Here is a 17298-nt window from a genome sequence, read left to right on the forward strand (position 1 = left end):
GGACACGTCGGAGTTCTCGACCGGCACCGCGAAAAAAGCTCCCCCGATAGTCGTTACTCGCGGCGACCGACGGCAAGCCCCGCGAGGGTCAGCGCCAGCGCGACGACAGCGACCGCCGGCCCGAAGCCGGGCTGACTGGTCGAGGACTCGTCGGTGGTCGTTCCGTCGTCCGAGCCGCCGGAGTCGTCGCTGTCCGAACCGTCCGACGTGTCGCCGTCGTCGGACCCGTCCGAACCACCGTCGTCGCTGTCCGAACCGTCGTCGTTCTCCGAGCCGTCACTCCCGTCACCGTCGTCGGACCCGCCGTCCGCGGCGGTCGTGTTGATCTCGACGTTCAGGACGGAGGCGTCGAAGTACGAGCGGTTGTACTCGGCGTCCTCGTAGGACGCGTACACCTCGACGTTGCCGCCGTACTCCGACAGCGAGCGCAGGTCGCCGTCGGCGAAGGTGAGCTCCATCGTCCCGTCGGCGACGCTCACGTCCGTCGGTTCGACCGTCGCGTTGGCGGCGGTCGTCGCGCGAACGGTGCTCGCGTTGACCGACTCGACCGCGTCGGGCAGGTCGTAGCTGACCGTCACCTCGCCCTCGCCGTCGAGCGTCGCTTCGGCGGTGCCGAGTTCGCGGTCGACGCGGCGGATGCGGTCGTTCCCCTCGGGCGCGACGGTGCCCTGCGCCTGCACGTACTCCGCGGTCGCCGTGCCGTAGAGGGTCTGGGTCTCCTCGACGACCGTCGCGTTCTCCAGTACGGACCCCTCCCAGCCGGCCATGTAGGAGTTGACGGTCACGGTGTACGTCTCGTCCTCGTCCAGCGGCTCCCCGTTGATCCGCGCGTCCCGGATCTGCGGGCTGGCGTTCTCGTGGCCGACCCACTCGTAGGTGACGCCGCTGACCTGGAGCTGGGCCTCAGCGCCGTACTGCTGGCCCGTCTCGCTCTCCAGCGTGACGACCTGGCTGGCGAGCAACTGCTTTATCTCCGCGCCGGTCAGTTCGACCTCGACCAGCGTGTTGCCGAATGGCAGGACGCTGTACACGTCGCCGGCGGTGAGGTTACCCGGCCCGTACACCGAGTTCGAGCGGATGCCGCCGGCGTTCGTGATGGCGACCTCCGACCCCGTCTTCCAGCGGAACGCGTCGGTGATCAGGTTGCCGTAGTTCGTCTCGTCGTGGTAGTTCGAGGAGAACCGCGCGTCGAGCGCGACGTCGGTCTCCCCGAGAACTGTCGACAGCTGGTCGGAGCGGGCCGCCTCGATGACTGCGGCCGTTTCCTCGTCGTAGCTCACGTTCCCGGTCACGTCGAGCAGGCGGCCGTTCCACCCGACCACCTCGCCGTCGCTGACGGTGAAGTTGATCTCCCCGACGTGTGCCGCGCGGGCCTCGGCCTCGACGATCACCGAGCCGCCGACTTCCCGGGGCGGGTACTCGACCTCGTCGTCGCCGACGACGATGGCGTCGACCTCGTCGGTCCCGTTTGCTATCTCCTTTGCCTCGGGGATTCCGACGTGGGCCGCCACGACGACCACGTCAACGTTCTCCTCGTCGCGCAGCGTCGTCGCGTACTCGCTGGACGCCTCGACGTGGTCGCGCAGTTCGTACCCCTGCTCGTCGAAGTCGACCGCGGTCTTGCCCCGGATCGCGCCGTCGGCGATCCCGACAACGCCGACGCGAACGCCGCCGCGCTCGACGACGGTGTACGGCTCCGTGCCGGGGATCGGTTCGCCGGTGTCCTCCTGGACGATGTTGGCCATCAGCCACGGGAACTCCGAGGCGTTGGCGAACTCCGAGACGGTCCCGAAGCCGAAGTCGAGGTCGTGGTTGCCGATCACCTCGGCGTCCGGGTCGAGGACGTTCAGCACGTCGACCGGCGTCCGCCACTGGCTGATCGGGGACAGCGAGTGCGGGCTGACCTGGTCGCCGCCGCCGACCAGCACGGTCGGGTTGTCGATCGCCGCGCGGCGCTGCTCGATCAGCGACACCATCCGCGGCGTCGTCCCGTTCTGGACCACCGCGGTCTGGATGTCGTTGTACGTCAGCAGCGTCACCGTGGTGTTGTTGGCAGCGACACCTGTACTCCCGACGGAGATGCCGGTGGTGTCTCCAGTCGCCGTTTGGTCCGGCGCGACCGGTACCGTCGCCGCCGCCGCGGGCGCGGCCCCCGCGACGACGAGAAGCGTTACTACCGCGAGCACTGACAGTTGGCGCATGCGAGCGTGAGGTGAAAGGGTCACCTGATAAACGCTACTATTATGCGACCGTTCTTCCGATAACACTATTGACCAGTATATAGCAACCAACCGGAGAAACCACCGGAGAACGGTCCTGCGTTCCCCGGTTTCCCGGGCCCGTCGAAACGGCAAAGAATTAGTTGCGTAGCCGACAATCTGCCGGCCGATGACGGACGCCTCCGCCCTCCCCGCGGACGAACGCACCGGGATGTCCCTCGTCGTCGTCGTCGGGACGATGCTCACGACCGTCGGGCTCGTCCTCTCGGACGGGCTCGGCACGGTCGCGAGCTACGGGTTCCTGCTCGGCGGCGTCGTCTTCGCCTCGGCGGGCCTGCTCAAGACGTGGAACACGTCGGGGGACGCGTAACGGTCACTTCAGGTCGCCCGACCGGATCCGCTCCTCGGCCGCCTGCAGCGCCTCGTCGGCGTCGAACTCCGCGACTACCGCCCGCAGTTCCGCCTCGTCGGCGTCGGCCAGTTCGCGCGCGTGGGCCGCGATGTTGGGCACCGCCCGCAGCACGTTGTCGACGACCGGGACGGCAGCGACCTGCGGCGACCGCGACAGCGGGTTGAGGTCGATCACGACCTCGGTCTTGCCCATCTCGCCCAGCGCCTCGGCGCGGTCGCCGTCCTCCAGCGGCACGAGCACCACGTCGGCGGCGGCGATGCCGTCGGCGTCGACCTTCGCGCGCTCGTGGTCCAGCCCCGGGATCCGTGCGTCGGCGGTCAGCCCCTTGACGTCCTCGGCCCCGTGGTCGCACAGGTGGTCGGCGATCGCCGCGACGCGCTGTTCGGTGCGGTTGAACAGGTTCACTTCGAGGTCGGCGTCGACAGCCTCGGCGAGGTCGACCATCCCCTCGGGCACCAGCGCCGCGACGTTGCCGTTCACCGACAGCACGGGGTGGTCGGCCAGCAGGAGGTGGGCCGCGGCGGCGCGCTCGGCCGCGTCGGCGCTCGGGATCGTCTCCTCGCCGAGCAGGTAGTCGAAGGCGCTCCCGCGCCCCTCGGCGTGCATCCCCTGGAGGTGGGTGATGCCCTGCTCGACGCCGCGCTCGATGCGGTGGCGGCTGATCAGGTCCTCGTACCGCGGGTGGTCGGTCGGGATCTCGCCTTCACCCTCCACCTCCGCGGGAACGGTGTCGTCGCTCACGCGCGAACGTGTGCGACGATCGGAGAAAAGCCCCGCGATCCGCCCGCTACTGCGCGACCGTGACGTGGCCGTCGGGGGCCTGGTCCTTCAGCGTCTGCATTGCCTCGCGGGCCTCCTCGCGGGTCGGATACGTCTCGATGCTGCTGGCCAGCGCGTCGCCGTCGGCGTCGACGAGCCGCCAGATCCAGCCGTCGTCCTTGAAGTGTAGTTCGAAGGCCGGGTCGTCGATCTCCAGCACGCTCGCGCCGGCGACGAGGTCGCGGACCTCCTCGATCCGGTCGACCGCGGCGGCGCGGTCGTCGTACGGCGTCGAGCCGACGGCGACAGCGCGCTCCTGGTCGTCCAGCAGCCGCCAGCGCCAGCCGTCGTCGTCGCGGAACGGCTCGAAGCCGGCGTCGTCGAAGTTGACGGACTTGGCATCGGGCGCGAGTTCCTGCAGTCGCTCGACGGCGTCGATGACCGCCGCCCGGGTCTCGTAGCGCCGTCCGCTCCGGGCGTACGTCTCGCGATCGCCGTCGATGAGCACCCAGCCGTAGCCGTCGTCCGCCCGCGTGACCCTGACGGCGGCGGTCTCGATCTCGAAGATCGGCGCGGCCTCCGCGCCGCGGCGGACGGTCTCCACGTCCGCGACGGCGTCCTCGCGGCGCTCGTACCGTTTCGTCCCCGTCGCGACCTCGTCGCGCGAGGCGTCGACGACGTGCCACGTCCACGTCTCGCCGTCCTCGTCGAGTTCGACGGCGTAGTCGTCGACCTCGTGGACCGGTGCCGACGCCGCCGCCTCGCGCACGTCCTCGACGTGGTCGGCGGCGTCGTCGCGGGTGCCCCGTGACTCGGCCGCGTCCGCGACGATCCGGTTGTCGACGGTGACGTACCGCCACAGCCAGTCGTCGCCGTCGGCGTACAGCTGGAAGACGGGGTCGGCCATCTCCCGGACGGCGGCGTCGGGCGACAGCTCCGTGAGGAGGTCCATCGCCTCGCGGGCGGCCTGCCGGCTGGGGTGCGTCGACGCCCCCTCGGCGATCAGGTAGCCGCCCTCGTCGACGAGCCGCCAGCGCCACCCGCCGTCGTCGGTGCGGATCAGCTCGAACGCCGCGGTCTCTATCTCCAGGATCTCGGCGTCGGGGGCGGTGTCCTTGAGCGTCTGCATCGCGTCGCCCGCGCCGGCCTTGGAGTCGTACGCCTGCCCGCTGTCGGCCAGCACCGCGCCGCCCTCGTCGATGAGCCGCCAGCGCCACTGGTCGTCGTCCGTCTGGTACTGCTGGAACGCGGCGGTCTCGAACTCGATGAGGTCGGCCTCGGAGGCCTGTTCGCGGACCGTCTCGATCACCTCCCGGGCCTCCTCGGGCGTCTCGTAGCCGCCCTCGCGGTCGGCGACGACCGTGCGGTCCTCGGTGACGAAGCGCCAGTGCCAGCCGTCGTCGCCGGGGTACACCTCGTAGTCCGCGCCGTCTATCGTCACCACGTCGGCGTCGGCCGCCGTGGCCGCCATCGTCTCGGCCCGGGCGGACAGCGCCCCGGCGTCGTCGGCGCGCTCGTGGTTGCGGGCGACGACCGCGTCGTCCGCGTCGAGCAGCCGCCACGCCCAGGCGTTGCCGTCGGCGTACACCTCGTAGCCGGCGCGGCCGCGCTCGACCAGCGTCGCGTCGGCGACGCCGTCGAGCAGGCTATCGACCGACGACTCCGCCAGACGACGGGCGTCGAACGCGCCTGCGCTCTCGGCGACCGCCTCGTCCGCGTCGTCGACGATCTGCCAGCGCCAGTCGTCGCCGTCGGCGTACAGTTCCGCGCCGACACCCTCCAGCGCGAGGACCCTCGCGTCTGGGAGCAGGGACTGCATCTCGTCGACCGCCGACTCGGCGGCGTCGCGGTCGGCGTGCGGTCCCACGTCCGTCGCCAGGTCGTTGCGGTCCTCGTCGACCAGTCGCCAGTGCCAGTCCTCGCCCTCGCGCCGGTAGTCGACCGCCGCGCCGTCGATCTCGATGAGCGGCGCGTCCGGCGCGCTGTCCTTGGTGAAGCTGACGGACTGCTCGACGCCGTCGCGAGCGCCGTACGTCGTGCCGCTCTCGGCGACGACGCCGCCGTCCTCGCTCATCAGCACCCAGCGCCACTCGTCGTCGTTCTCGTACAGCCGGAACGCGGCGGTCGTGATCTCCAGCAGCCCCGCCCGTCCGACGAGTTCGCGCACTTCCTGGACCGACTCGCGGGCCGCCGTCCGACTGCTCGCGCGGCGCGTACTGTCGGCGACCGCGTCCTGCTGGATCGCGCGCCATGTCCAGTCCTTCTCGGGCGTGCGAAACACGCTGAACAGCGTGCCGCCGGTCGCCTCGCCGACCATCACGGGGGGCTGGTCCGCGAGGTTCAGCAGTTCGTCCTCGACGAACATCCCCTGCTTGCCGGTGACGACCGGTACCAGCACCGCCACGCCAGCCATGATGGCGATCCCGACGGTGTAGACGGCGACGATCTCGCTGGTGTAGTCCATCCCGCTCCGCCAGTGTTGCGGGTAGGCCCACACGAACCCGAGCACCCCGAGGATCGAGATGGCCGCGCCGCCGAGGGTCACCTCGACGCCGCGCCAGCGCACGGGCAACAGCAACACGATCCCGAGCATCGCCAGGGGCAGCCCGAACGCCGCCAGCGAGATCGAGAGCCGCCAGTAGAAGATGTTGACGCCCCCCGCACCCTGGTTCGGCAGGCCGGACAGGAACAGCCCGATCCCGGCGAAACTGACCAGATAGCCCGCGATGAACAGCCAGTAGCCGTACACGTCTTTTTCCGAATCCGGTTCCCCCACGTACCGCTCGTACAGCCGGAACAGTCGTCCCGGGCGAACGTCAGCCTGTGCCACGATGACTCACGGCTGATGCCACTCAGCTAGGTGTATTAATTCCCGTTGATAATTCAAATAACAGGTTTTCAAAAGTAAAACGGAACCCGGCAGCGGTTCACTGCAGGGTCGCGCCGGCCGGATGCGTCCCGCAGACCTCGGGCTCGAACCCGGCGTCGGAGAGCCCGGTCCCCAGCGAGAACACCGTCTCCCCGAGCATCGCCATCGACGCCTCGCCGCCGGCGTCGCTCACGTCCTCGATGGCGTCCCGGACGGTCTTCGTCAGCAGGCCGGCCTCGCGGGCGAACCGCCGTGAGGCGTAGATGAAACTCGTCAGCGTCGGCTCGCGGACGACCCGCGAGAGCGCCCGCTCGCCCGCCGCGCCGAGCGCCTCGGTGTTCCCCCCGATCACCTCCTCGGTCGGGAGTTCGCCGAACGTGACGTACTCCACCCGCGCCTGCCGCGGGATGCCGTCCAGCAGGTTCTCCGCCGGCGCGCCGGGTTCGAGCCGGATCGGCACGCCGCCGCGGGCCTGCGCCACCACGTCGCCCAGTCCCGTCCCCGACTGGACCTCCGCGCCGTGAGCGACCGTGATCAGCTCGTTCTCCGAGAGCTGGCGCGAGAACGCCCGGTTCGCCGCCAGCGCCGTGCCGAGCGCCATCGCGCCGGAGACGCCGAAGCCCGACCCGAGCGGCACCTCCGACTCGGCCGACACCTGCGCCGTCACCTCTAGCGCGTCCAGCACGCGCTCGACGGGCTCCATCTCGATGCTCGCGTCGTCCAGGTACACTTCCGTCCGGTCGGCGGGACGGACCTGCACCGTCACGCCGTCCGACAGCGTCAGCCCCGCGCCCTGCGACCCGGCCTTCGTCGGGTCCTCGTGCTCGTGGGGCGTGAAAAAGCCCGTAATGTGGCCCGGCACGAAGGCGGTCGCCGCGTCGTCGCTCATTACCCCCACCTGCGGGCGACCGTCGTTAACCGTTTTCCATTCGGTGCGGTCGGATCCGGGACGGTTTCCGCTGTCTTCGTCAGGGACTCAGACGTTGAGGATCGCGCGGGAACGCCGGAAGACGTTCCTGCTCACTTCGTTCGCGGGCTGCGACTTCCGAGCCCCCACCCGACTCTACGGAGAGAGTCGCTGCCGGTCGCGCGGGAACAGCACCGCTTCCCTGATGTTGTCGAGGCCGAGCATCGTCATGATGAGGCGCTCGCCGCCGAGCCCCCAGCCGGCGTGGGGCGGCATGCCGTACTTGAACATCTTGGTGTAGTACTCGAAGGCGTCGGGGTCGAGGCCCTGCTGCTCGAAGCCCTCGACGAGGTGGTCGAAGCGGTGCTCACGCTGGCCGCCCGAGACGAGCTCCATCGACGGGTGCATCAGGTCGAAGCCGGTCGACAGCTCGGGGTCGTCGTCGTGGTCCTTGATGTAGAACGGCTTGATCTCGCTCGGCCAGTCCGTGATGAAGTAGTGCTCGCCGACCTCGTTCCCGAGCGCGTGCTCGCCCTCGGTCGGCAGGTCGTCGCCCCAGACGAGCTGCTCGTCGAGTTCGCCGGTGGCGTTGATGCGCTCGATGGCCTCCTCGTAGGTGAGCCGCGGGAAGTCGCCCGAGGGAGCCTCGAAGTCGTCGTAGCCGAGCGTTTCGAGTTCTTCCTGACAGTTCTCGGCGACGCCCTCGTAGGCGGCGCGGACGACCGCCTCGCAGGCGTCCATCGCGTCCTCGTGGTCGTAGAACGCGCTCTCGAAGTCGATCGAGGTCGCCTCGTTCAGGTGCCGGGGCGTGTTGTGCTCCTCGGCGCGGAAGATCGGGCCGATCTCGAAGACGCGTTCGAGGCCCGAACCGACCATCAGCTGCTTGAACAGCTGGGGCGACTGGTTCATGAACGCCTCCTCGCCGAAGTAGGTGATCGGGAACAGCTCGGTGCCGCCCTCGGTCCCCGTGGCGACGATCTTCGGCGTGTTGATCTCCGTACAGCGCAGGTCGCGGAACTGCTCGCGGACCGAGCGCAGCACCTCCGCGCGGATCTCGAAGATCGCCTTCGACTCCTCCATCCGGAGGTCCAGCGTGCGGTTGTCAAGCCGCGTCGAGAGGTCGGCGTCGACCTTGCCCGACGGGTCCAGCGGCAGTTCGGGGTCGGCCTGGGCGACGACCTCGACCGACTCGGGGACGACCTCGACGCCGGTCGGGGCGCGCTCCTCCGCCTCGACCGCGCCGGTGACGCTGACGACGCTCTCGCGGTTGACGTTCACGCCGGTCTCGACGAGGTCGTCGTCCATCTCCTCCTTCTCGAATTTCACCTGAATCTTGCCGGTGGTGTCCCGGACGATGAGGAAGGCGATGCCGCCCAGATCGCGGATCTCGTGGGCCCAGCCGGCGACCGTGACGTGGTCGCCCGGTTCGGCCTCCGCGGTGTAGGTTCTGTTCTCCATACCTCCCCGTTCTGGGGGGCGAGTCTTAAAAACCGTCTTTTCGCCCGCTCGGGGGAGTCCTACCCGGCGAGGTTCACTCCGATGGTTCAACGACCGGGCCGACGAACGTCCAGTGGTAGTGTGTCCCTCCGTCCGCGTGTGCCTCCTCGGTCACGTGGTAGAGGTACGGGCCGTGCGGGCAGTCGGAACAGCCCTCCGCACAGGGTTGGCGCTTCGTCACGGCGAGATAGCCGTCTCGATCCTCCATGCTGACTATCTCCTCGCCGGGCTGTGGCTCGATGCGGGGCGTCGTGTCGCCCCGCTGCTGAAGCAGTTCCTGCCCGTAGGCGACCGCCTCTCGCAGTTCGTGATCGGTCAGGTCCCGGAGCGTGGCGGTGGCGTCGTCCGGCAGATCCGCCGGCGGCGTCGGGTCGGGAGCCGTCATGTGTCGGGCTACGCAGCCCCGAGACTTGTACCTCGGGTCCGTGGGAAAGAACTACTGTCCCCCGCCCGGTCACCCGGGGTATGAGCGAGGACCCGATGGACGATCTCGACAGGCGGATCGTCCACGCCCTGCAGTCGGACGCGCGGAAGACGTCGGCCAGCGACATCGCGGACGAGGCGGGCGTCTCGGCCAGCACGGTCCGGAACCGCATCCGCAACCTGGAGGAACAGGGGATCCTCTCCGGCTACACGCCGGAGGTCAACTACGAGGAGGCGGGCTATCAGCTGCTGACGCTCATCGTCTGTACCGCGCCGATCCCCGACCGAGAGGAACTCGCCCGCGAGGCGCTGGAGGTGCCCGGTGTCGTCGCAGTCCGGGAGATCATGACCGGGACCGAGAACGTCCACGTCGAGGCGATCGGCACGGACGGCGACGACCTGAGCCGGATCGGACAGGACCTCAACGCGCTCGGCCTGGAGATCGTCGACGAGGACCTGATCCGCAACGAGTACGAGCACCCGTTCCACGAGTTCGACGTGGACGCGTAGCCCACCGCCGTCGCGGTCCCGTATCCGTCGACTTCCTCGCCGAGCCCTTGCCAGTCTGATCAGCTGTTCCGATCCGGCCTATAGGACGATTAGGCAATATATAGACTATTCATTATCGAAACCGGATTCGAACCGGGCTGTTTATGCGGTTCCGGGAACAAACGAAGATATGGATCCGAGTCACAACGCACGCGGTTCACGTCAGTATCTCTCCGCACTCTCCGAGCCGGCTGGTCGAACGCTCGCGACCCCCGACAGGGACCATGGCTGAGGCCGTCAGCCGGACCGAAGACCGTGACGCGATGACCTGCGTCGTGGGGGACGACGCCGTCGCGGTCGGGCTCGTCGACCGCCTCGCCGAGCGCGGGTCGGCCGTCCTCGTCAGCCCCGACACGGACGTCGTCGCGGAGGCGGAACGCCGCGGCATCGACGCCCGGGTGACTGACGTGACGGACCCGTGGGCCCTCGAGGCCGCCGGGGCGGGCGACGCGGACACGCTCGTGGCGGCGTTCACCCGAGACGAGCGGAACATCCTCCTCGCACAGATCGCCCGCACGCGGTTCGAGACTCCGAGGATCGTCGTCCGGCTCGCCGACCCGGAGCTGCGGGACGCGTTCGACGACATCGGCGTCGAAACCGTCTGCGTGACCTCGGTGCTGGCCGAGGAGCTCGCCGGACGGGTGGTCTAACGTGGGGAAGGAACTCGAACGCGACCTCGGCCTGTTCGCGGTGATCGCGATCAGCATCGGCGCGATGGTCGGGAGCGGTATCTTCATCCTGCCGGGGCTGGCGCTCAAGACGGCCGGCCCGGCCGTCATCCTCGCGTACCTGCTCGCCGGGGTGCTCGTCCTGCCGGCCGCGCTGAGCAAGGCGGAGATGGCGACGGCGATGCCGGAGGCCGGCGGCACGTACATCTACATCGAGCGCGGGATGGGACCGCTGCTCGGCACGGTCGCCGGCGTCGGCACCTGGTTCTCGCTGTCGTTCAAGGGGGCGCTGGCGCTGGTCGGCGGCGTGCCGTACCTGCTGTACCTGTTCGACCTGCCGGTGAAGCCGGTCGCGCTGGCGCTCGCCGCCCTGCTCGTGGGCGTCAACCTCGTCGGCGCGAAGCAGACCGGACGGCTCCAGGTCGGCATCGTCGTGGTCATGCTCGCCGCGATGGTGTGGTTCGTCGTCGGGGGGCTTCCCTCCACGACCGGCGGCTACTACAGCGGTTTCTTCGCGAAGGGAAGCAACGGGCTGCTCGCCGCGACCGGACTCGTGTTCGTCTCCTACGCGGGCGTGACGAAGATCGCGAGCGTCGCCGAGGAGGTCGAGGACCCGGACCGGAACATCCCGCTCGGCATCCTCGTCTCGCTCACGTTCACCACGCTGCTGTACGTCCTGATCGTCGTCGTGATGGTGGGCGTGACGCCGCCGGACCTCCTGAGCGACTCGAACGTGCCGATGATCCACGCGGCCGAGGCGACGCTCGCGTTCCCGGGCGTCGTCGCCATCATCGCCGCGGCGATGCTCGCGCTCGTCAGCACCGCGAACGCCGGGATCCTCTCGTCGTCGCGCTACCCCTTCGCGATGGCTCGCGACCAGCTCGCGCCGGCCAGTCTGACCGAGATCCACGAGGAGTGGGGGACCCCGGTGCGGGCGATCACGCTCACGGGCGGCGTGATGCTTCTGCTCATCGCGTTCGTCCCGATCCTCCAGATCGCCAAGCTCGCGAGCGCGTTCCAGATCGTCGTGTTCGCCCTGGTCAACGGGGCCGTGATCGCGTTCCGCGAGGGCAACGTCGGCGAGTACGACCCGAGCTTCGAGTCGCCGTTCTATCCGTGGACCCAGATCGCCGGGATGATCGGCGGGGTCGTGCTCATCGGCTACATGGGGATGGTCCCGCTCATCGGGGCGGCCGTGATCACGGTCGGGTCCGTGCTCTGGTATCTCTACTTCGCCCGCGGGAAAGTCGAGCGGGAGGGTGCGGCGACCGACGTGGTTCGCCGCTCGGTCGGCAAGGGGGCCGTCGAACGAACTCGGTCGACCTTCGAGGACGTCGACGGCTACGAGGTGCTCGTCGCCGTCACCGAGGACACGGGCGAGCGTCGCGAGCGCGCGCTGCTCCGGATCGCCGCCGACATCGCCCGGGAGAACGACGGCAGCGTCACGGTCGTCCAGTTCGACTCGATCCCGGACCAGGCCCCCCTCGAACAGGCCTCCGAGGTGCAGTCCCCCGCCGACGTGGAGTTCGAGGAGCGGACCGAGGACCTCTCCGCGGAGTTCGACGTGCCCGTGTACTACGGGGAGGTCGTCAGCCACGACACGAAGCGGGCGGTGGTCAACTTCGCGGAGCACGAGGACGCCGACTTCCTCGTCATGGAGCGCACCGGCGAGCCGCTGTACGCCTCGGTCTTCGGGACCGGCATCGAGTGGGTCGCCCGCAACGCGCCCTGTGAACTCCTGCTCATCGAGGACCGCGACCTCCGGGCGCTGGACCGGATCACCGTGGTCACGAACCGGGGGCCGTTCGACCCGCAGAAGATCGCCGTCGCGAACGCGCTCGCCAGCGAGGCGGACGCGTCGATCGAACTCCTCTACTCCGTCGAGCCGAGCGCGACCGATGCCCGGCGAGAGACGCTCGACGACTACCTCTCGGAGCTAGAGGCGCTCTGCTCGGTGCCGGTCGACCGCGCGGTGATCGAGACCGACGACCCCGAGGGCGACTTCGTCGAGGCCGCCGGGTCGTCCGACGTGCTCATCATCGGGAGCGACGGCGGGCGCATCCGCGGGAGCGTGTTCGGCCGACCGGCCGACTGGATCGTCGACGCCGTCGACTGCACCGCGATCCAGGTCAAGCCGTCCGGGTCCGGCGGGCCGGGACTCCTGCGGCGGACGGTCGAGCGGTTCGCCTTCTAGGCGTCCCGCGCGCCCTCGACCGTCTTCCTGACCGCGTCGACGCCCTCGTCGTGGACCAGATCGCCGACGACGACGGCGTCGGCGTGCTGTCCCATCGTGTACGCGGAGTCGTAGTCGTGGATGCCGCCGCCGTAGAACAGCGTCGCCTCGTCGAGCGCGCCGGCGGCGGCCTCGACTTTCCGGGGGTCGCCCAGCGTGCCCGAGTACTCCACGTAGACGATCTCCTGACCGTACATCTGTTCGGCGATCTCGGCGTAGGCGGCCACGTCTTCAGCCGTCTGCTCGCAGTCGGCCTGCGTCAGCTGTGCGGCGCTGGCCTCCGGGTTGAGGATGATGTACGCCTCCGTCGTCGTCCGCGCCCAGTCAACGTCGTCGGCTTTCACCCACTCCTTGTGCGCGCCGGTGATCCACGCAACGTCGCCCGCGTTCAGGACGACCGGGACGAGAAACCCGTCGACGGCGTCGTCGTGGACGACGACGCCCGGGTTGCTCGGCTCCTGATACAGCGGCACGTCGTACTTCCCGCAGGCGTCGATGACCCGTTTCATCTTCTCGCTGGTCACGTCCAGCGTGCCGCCGATCTCCAGAGCGTCCGTGCCGGTCTCGCAGACGTCCTCGAACGTCTCGCCCGGCGCGAGCTCCTTGTCCGGGTCGATCTTCACGATGTGGTCCCAGTCGTCCCACGGGGCAGTCATACCAGTTCGATCAGAAAGGGCGGTCAAGAACCCTTCGAAAGGGGTGGTCGTGCGGGACACGCCCCCAAGAGCTTCGGTCGCGCGCGGCGAGGGTGGCGTATGGACCGACAGGACATCGCGTCGGGCACGGAGTGGGAGGACGCCGTCGGCTACTCGCGGGCGGTTCGAACCGGCGACGAGGTCCACGTCTCGGGCACGACCGCGACCGAGGACGGGACTATCATCGGCGTCGGCGACCCCTACGAACAGACCACGCAGGCGCTCTCGAACGTTGCCGACGCGCTGGACGACGCCGGTGCGAGCATGGCGGACGTGGTCCGGACGCGCCTCTACGTCGTCGACATCGACCAGTGGGCGGCGGTCGGCCGCGCGCACCGCGAGGCGTTCGGCGACGCCCGCCCCGCGACCAGCATGGTGCAGGTCGACCGGCTGATAGCCCCCGAGATGCTCGTCGAAGTAGAGGCCGTGGCGAAGGTCGGCTAAGTGCCCGGGACCGCCGGCGGCGGACGCCGCGGCGTGGCCGGACGGTCGTTACTCGTCGTTCCGGTTCAGTTCCGCGTGCGCGATGTGGTCGCCGTCGTACAGCACGACCACGTACCGGGCGTCCTCGGGCGCGTCGACGGTCGTCGAGTCGCCGGGCGCGACGGTCTCCCCCTGCTCGCCCCACGCCACCGGGTCGCCGGAACCGCCGTGGAACCGGACGGTAAGCTTCCCGGCGGCCACGGGTTCGCCGCCGGCGTGCGTGAGCGTCAGCTTGCCGTCGTCGGTCTCCTCGACGGACAGTTCGAACTCGGGGGCGACGGTGTTCTCCGCCACCGTCACCGGGTCGTCGCCGCCCGTCCACTCGACGGTCACCGTGTCGCCCGGCTCGGCGGCAAGTTCGAGGCGGTCCTCCTCGGCGAGTTCGTCGTACCGGTCGGCCCACTGGGTCGCTGCGGGCTCGCCGTCGACCAGGACGCGGAAGTCGTTCACGTCGGCCGCCACGACCGGGTCGTGGCCCTGGCCGTAGTACACGAGGTGGGTCGTTCCGTCCTCGCGCACGACGCTGAATCGGCCCGGCGGCGACGCCGAGAAGTGGTAGAAGCTCGACGACATGCTCCAGTTGTCGCCCTCGACCTCGACGACGAGGTGGGCCCGGTCGCCCATGCTGAAGTCGTCGACGACGATCTCGTCGCCCGCGCTCAGGCGGTCGTGTCGCTCCGAGACCGCGATCTCCCGCCGGTCGCTGCTCTCACCGCCCGGTTCGGCGGACCGGTGGTGGACCGAGAGCGGTTCGGCGTCGGCGGGCTGGTCGCCGCGGTAGGTGAGCGTGAGCCGCTCGGCCGATCGGTCGAACGACGCCTCGAACAGTTCGGGGGAGGCGGCCACCTCGTTCCCGAGGTAGTCGAACACCTCGTCCTCCTCGGGGTCGTCCCACCGGACGCGGACGTGCGTGAAGGGGTCGACCGACAGCGTCAGCACGTCCTCCTCGGTGACCGTGTCGTACTGGTCGGCCCACTGCGTCGCCGCCGGTTCGCCGTCGACGAGCACCGTGAGGGTGTCCGCCGGCACGGACTCGCCGGTGTGCGTCAGCGCCGCTTCGCCGGCTTCGGCGTCGTACTCGACCCTGAACCGGGCGTCGGGCGACGCCTCGCGGTTCGGCTGCGGAGGGCGCTCGTACACGACCGACGCGATCCCGCGGCGGCCATCCCGCTCGACGCTGCGCTCGGACAGGGTCTCGTCGCCCCACGTCTCGTCGACCAGGGCTTCGAGCGCCGCCGTGTCGACGGCCGACTCGTCCTCGAACAGGAACACGTAGGAGATCCGGCGGGTCCGCTCCGCTACCCGGGACGAGGCGAAGGCGGCCGACTCGATCGTTTCCGTGTCGAACTCGTCCGGGAGGCTGTTCGCGCTCTCGGGCGGGAACGCGGGGAGGTAGTTGATCCACACCCGGTCGGCGATCGGCGACAGCACCGCCGCGACGTTGTCGCCGTCCGACAGCCCCGCGTCGTCCGACTCCATGGCCGTCTCGGCGGCGTCGAGGCCCGCGGCCCAGGCCGCGTAGCCCCCCTGCTCGGACGGGGTGCGCGCGGCGACGAGGCGGCCGTCCGCGACGGTCGACGCGACCTCGTCGGACGCGTCGACCGCGCCCGCGTCGAACGACCCGGTGATGCAGATGACTGCGTTCCCGTCGCTGTACGTGGCCGTCGCCGTGCGCTCGACGGCGGACCGGTCGAGGCCAAACTGTCCAGCGACGTTGGCGGGGTAGCCGATACGCTCCTCGTCGGTGGACTGGTTGGTGATCGTCACCCTCGTGGGCGAGTCGCCGTCCACCGTCGCGGGGAGGGGTTCGAGCGCCCGCAGGAGACCCTCCGGGAGGCTGGGGTCGGTCTCCTCGGTCGTGGTCGTCGTCTCCGTCTCGGTATCGGTGTCGGTGTCCGTGTCGTCCGCTGCCCGGTCGTCGGGTGCGGTCGACATACAGCCCGAAACCGCTGCGATGCCGCTGGCCGCGAGAAGCTTCCGTCTGCTGATGGGGACCATTCCCTCGTTGTTTCTACGTCTCGGGTGAAAAAACTAATCGTACGCGGTAATGCGGCGTCCGTCGAGAGCGTGCGGCCGGACCACCCCCGTCCGGCGGCGTCCGTTTCTCCGGCTATTGTGAGAACGAGTGGTTCCGATCGACGACGGCGTCGACGCCGTCCGCGACCGATATCGACGCGTCGTACAGCACGTTCCCCGACACGACGCCGGTACTGCACTCCTTGACTTCCAGCCGTCCGTCGCCGGTTCCGGTACACTCGAACAGGTTGTCGCGGACGAGCAGTCGCTCGGCGCTCGCCAGCAGCCCGATCTCCCGGGGGATCCCCTCGAACGTGTTGTGTTCGACGACGAACGTCCCGATGTGGCGACCCGTCTCGGTGAACGACGTCAGCGCGTTCCGTCCGCCGCCCTCGAAGTGGTTGTTCCGGACGTGCACGCTCCCGATCGACCCGTCGGTGTCGACCAGCAGGTGTGCCGAGGTTTCCTCGGCGTCGATTTCGGGGAGCACGAACGTGTTGTCGGTTATCGAGACGGACCGGACCGTCGAATCCACGAGTTCGACCTGGCCCGACGCGATGTCCGGGAGGTAGTTGTCGACGAAGACGTTCCCGGTGATGGTGATGTGGCCCTCGTTCGGCCGGCTTCCCGAGTCGTCGATCTTCACCCCGTGGCCGTTGTTCTCGAAGTGGTTGTTCGCGACGACGGCGTTCGTCGCCGACAGGTCGAACACGTCGCCGGTCCGCTGTGCGTTGTCGATGAACGTCGAGTTGACGATCCGGTGGTTCGCGGCGGAGGGGTGGTAGGCGTGCCGGTCGCTGTCCCGGATGACGCAGTTGTCGATGGTGACGTAGTCCGCGTCGTCGTCCTCGCCGATCCCGTATCCGCCGTCGCCGTCGACGCTCTTGCCGCCGAAGATGACGCAGTTGCGGTACGTCACGTGGGAGCTTTCGCCCCAGATGTCCGCCGTCCGCGTCGGCGTCGTCCGGTTCGCCTTGTTCGCGTCGAGGACCAGCCCGTTCACCTCGACGTGCTGGAGCGGCGACCCCGCGCCGTCCACGAGGAAATCGACCTGCGCGCCGCCGTCGTCGTCGGTCGGATGGTCCTGAAACGTGAACCGGGCGAAGTCCGAGTAGACGGTCGTGTGGCTCGATTCGACGGTCAGCCGACGGTCCGGCGTGTACTCCGCCCGACGGACGAATATCCGGCCGCCGTCGACCGCATCGAGCGTCTCCTGCAGGACGCGCCAGTCCTCCTCGCCGGCCGTACCACTGAACTCGACGGCGAGCGTGTCGCCGTTGTAGCTCCGTATCTCGCCGTCCGCTTTGGTCACGACGTAGCGCGCCGGGAGGACCCCACCGCCGTCCGCCACCGCCGGCTCTTCGGCCGTCGTCTCGGTCGCCGTGTCGGGTTCGGTCGGCGTCTCGTCACTCTCGTCCGTGTCGGTCGAGTCGTTCGACTGGTCCGCACAGCCCGCGATGGCGCCAACCCCGATCGTTGCGCCCGCCCCCAGCACGCGTCGTCGGGTCGGGGTTCGTGTCATATCCACAGCTATTCACCGGCGATAATGAAGGTACTGGCAGGTGAGG

General features: G+C 69.3%; 14 protein-coding genes. 5 read left to right on the forward strand and 9 right to left on the reverse strand.

Annotated features, from left to right (window positions below):
* Positions 1-53: 53 nt before the first annotated feature.
* A complete protein-coding gene (locus D8896_RS11735) occupies positions 54-2201 on the reverse strand; it encodes a bifunctional metallophosphatase/5'-nucleotidase (protein ID WP_121822289.1) in 2148 nt (715 codons plus the stop codon).
* Between the two features lie 187 nt (positions 2202-2388).
* Between D8896_RS11735 and D8896_RS11740 the strand changes: the two genes are divergently transcribed.
* Complete coding sequence (locus D8896_RS11740; RefSeq protein ID WP_121822290.1) at positions 2389-2589, forward strand: hypothetical protein; 201 nt, start codon at positions 2389-2391, stop codon at positions 2587-2589.
* 3 nt (positions 2590-2592) lie between these two features.
* Here D8896_RS11740 and D8896_RS11745 read toward each other — a convergent pair whose 3' ends face one another.
* The 5 genes from D8896_RS11745 to D8896_RS11765 all read right to left on the reverse strand — a co-directional run bounded on the left by D8896_RS11745 (position 2593) and on the right by D8896_RS11765 (position 9048).
* Positions 2593-3372, reverse strand: coding sequence for a 4-phosphopantoate--beta-alanine ligase (locus D8896_RS11745; RefSeq protein ID WP_121822291.1), 780 nt, complete (start codon positions 3370-3372; stop codon positions 2593-2595).
* A 46-nt stretch (positions 3373-3418) separates the two neighbouring features.
* A complete protein-coding gene (locus D8896_RS11750; protein WP_121822292.1) occupies positions 3419-6220 on the reverse strand; it encodes a DUF1508 domain-containing protein in 2802 nt (933 codons plus the stop codon).
* 97 nt (positions 6221-6317) lie between these two features.
* Positions 6318-7148, reverse strand: coding sequence for a pantoate kinase (locus D8896_RS11755; protein WP_121822293.1), 831 nt, complete (start codon positions 7146-7148; stop codon positions 6318-6320).
* A gap of 174 nt (positions 7149-7322) precedes the next feature.
* A complete protein-coding gene (aspS, locus tag D8896_RS11760; RefSeq protein WP_121822294.1) occupies positions 7323-8624 on the reverse strand; it encodes an aspartate--tRNA(Asn) ligase in 1302 nt (433 codons plus the stop codon).
* Positions 8625-8697: 73 nt separating this feature from the next.
* Positions 8698-9048, reverse strand: a complete 351-nt coding sequence (locus D8896_RS11765; RefSeq protein ID WP_121822295.1) for a hypothetical protein — start codon at positions 9046-9048, stop codon at positions 8698-8700.
* Positions 9049-9128: 80 nt separating this feature from the next.
* Between D8896_RS11765 and D8896_RS11770 the strand changes: the two genes are divergently transcribed.
* From D8896_RS11770 to D8896_RS11780, 3 genes are all read left to right on the forward strand, one after another.
* Positions 9129-9596, forward strand: a complete 468-nt coding sequence (locus D8896_RS11770; protein ID WP_121822296.1) for an Lrp/AsnC family transcriptional regulator — start codon at positions 9129-9131, stop codon at positions 9594-9596.
* 263 nt (positions 9597-9859) lie between these two features.
* Positions 9860-10285: an NAD(P)-binding protein gene (locus D8896_RS11775; protein WP_162991546.1), complete on the forward strand. Its 426-nt coding sequence runs from the start codon at positions 9860-9862 to the stop codon at positions 10283-10285.
* A gap of 1 nt (position 10286) precedes the next feature.
* Complete coding sequence (locus D8896_RS11780; protein ID WP_121822298.1) at positions 10287-12497, forward strand: amino acid permease; 2211 nt, start codon at positions 10287-10289, stop codon at positions 12495-12497.
* Here D8896_RS11780 and D8896_RS11785 read toward each other — a convergent pair.
* The gene (locus tag D8896_RS11785) at positions 12494-13192 is read right to left on the reverse strand and encodes a phosphoglycerol geranylgeranyltransferase (RefSeq protein ID WP_121822299.1); all 699 of its coding nucleotides are present in this window, start codon (positions 13190-13192) and stop codon (positions 12494-12496) included. The two genes, D8896_RS11780 and D8896_RS11785, sit on opposite strands and share 4 nt — an antisense overlap.
* Positions 13193-13291: 99 nt before the next feature.
* Here D8896_RS11785 and D8896_RS11790 point away from each other — a divergent pair, with 99 nt between their 5' ends.
* Complete coding sequence (locus D8896_RS11790; RefSeq protein WP_121822300.1) at positions 13292-13675, forward strand: RidA family protein; 384 nt, start codon at positions 13292-13294, stop codon at positions 13673-13675.
* Positions 13676-13723: 48 nt separating this feature from the next.
* On the opposite strand, the gene D8896_RS11795 is transcribed toward D8896_RS11790, so the two are convergent.
* Together D8896_RS11795 and D8896_RS11800 are read right to left on the reverse strand one after the other, a co-directional pair.
* Entirely contained in the window at positions 13724-15712 is a 1989-nt protein-coding gene (locus D8896_RS11795) for a hypothetical protein (RefSeq protein WP_121822301.1), read from the reverse strand.
* 112 nt (positions 15713-15824) lie between these two features.
* The gene (locus D8896_RS11800; protein WP_121822302.1) at positions 15825-17252 is read right to left on the reverse strand and encodes a right-handed parallel beta-helix repeat-containing protein; all 1428 of its coding nucleotides are present in this window, start codon (positions 17250-17252) and stop codon (positions 15825-15827) included.
* Between the last annotated feature and the right edge of the window lie 46 nt (positions 17253-17298).

The organism is Halostella salina (genome assembly GCF_003675855.1).
Taxonomy (GTDB): Archaea; Halobacteriota; Halobacteria; order Halobacteriales; family Natronoarchaeaceae; genus Halostella; species Halostella salina.

Bases quoted from the DNA above. Each gene is read 5' to 3' on its own strand.
- D8896_RS11735 (WP_121822289.1), bottom strand. From the start codon at position 2,201: ATGCGCCAACTGTCAGTGCTCGCGGTAGTAACGCTTCTCGTCGTCGCG.
- D8896_RS11740 (WP_121822290.1), top strand. From the start codon at position 2,389: ATGACGGACGCCTCCGCCCTCCCCGCGGACGAACGCACCGGGATGTCC.
- D8896_RS11755 (WP_121822293.1), bottom strand. From the start codon at position 7,148: ATGAGCGACGACGCGGCGACCGCCTTCGTGCCGGGCCACATTACGGGC.
- aspS (WP_121822294.1), bottom strand. From the start codon at position 8,624: ATGGAGAACAGAACCTACACCGCGGAGGCCGAACCGGGCGACCACGTC.
- D8896_RS11765 (WP_121822295.1), bottom strand. From the start codon at position 9,048: ATGACGGCTCCCGACCCGACGCCGCCGGCGGATCTGCCGGACGACGCC.
- D8896_RS11770 (WP_121822296.1), top strand. From the start codon at position 9,129: ATGAGCGAGGACCCGATGGACGATCTCGACAGGCGGATCGTCCACGCC.
- D8896_RS11775 (WP_162991546.1), top strand. From the start codon at position 9,860: ATGGCTGAGGCCGTCAGCCGGACCGAAGACCGTGACGCGATGACCTGC.
- D8896_RS11785 (WP_121822299.1), bottom strand. From the start codon at position 13,192: ATGACTGCCCCGTGGGACGACTGGGACCACATCGTGAAGATCGACCCG.
- D8896_RS11790 (WP_121822300.1), top strand. From the start codon at position 13,292: ATGGACCGACAGGACATCGCGTCGGGCACGGAGTGGGAGGACGCCGTC.
- D8896_RS11795 (WP_121822301.1), bottom strand. From the start codon at position 15,712: ATGGTCCCCATCAGCAGACGGAAGCTTCTCGCGGCCAGCGGCATCGCA.
- D8896_RS11800 (WP_121822302.1), bottom strand. From the start codon at position 17,252: ATGACACGAACCCCGACCCGACGACGCGTGCTGGGGGCGGGCGCAACG.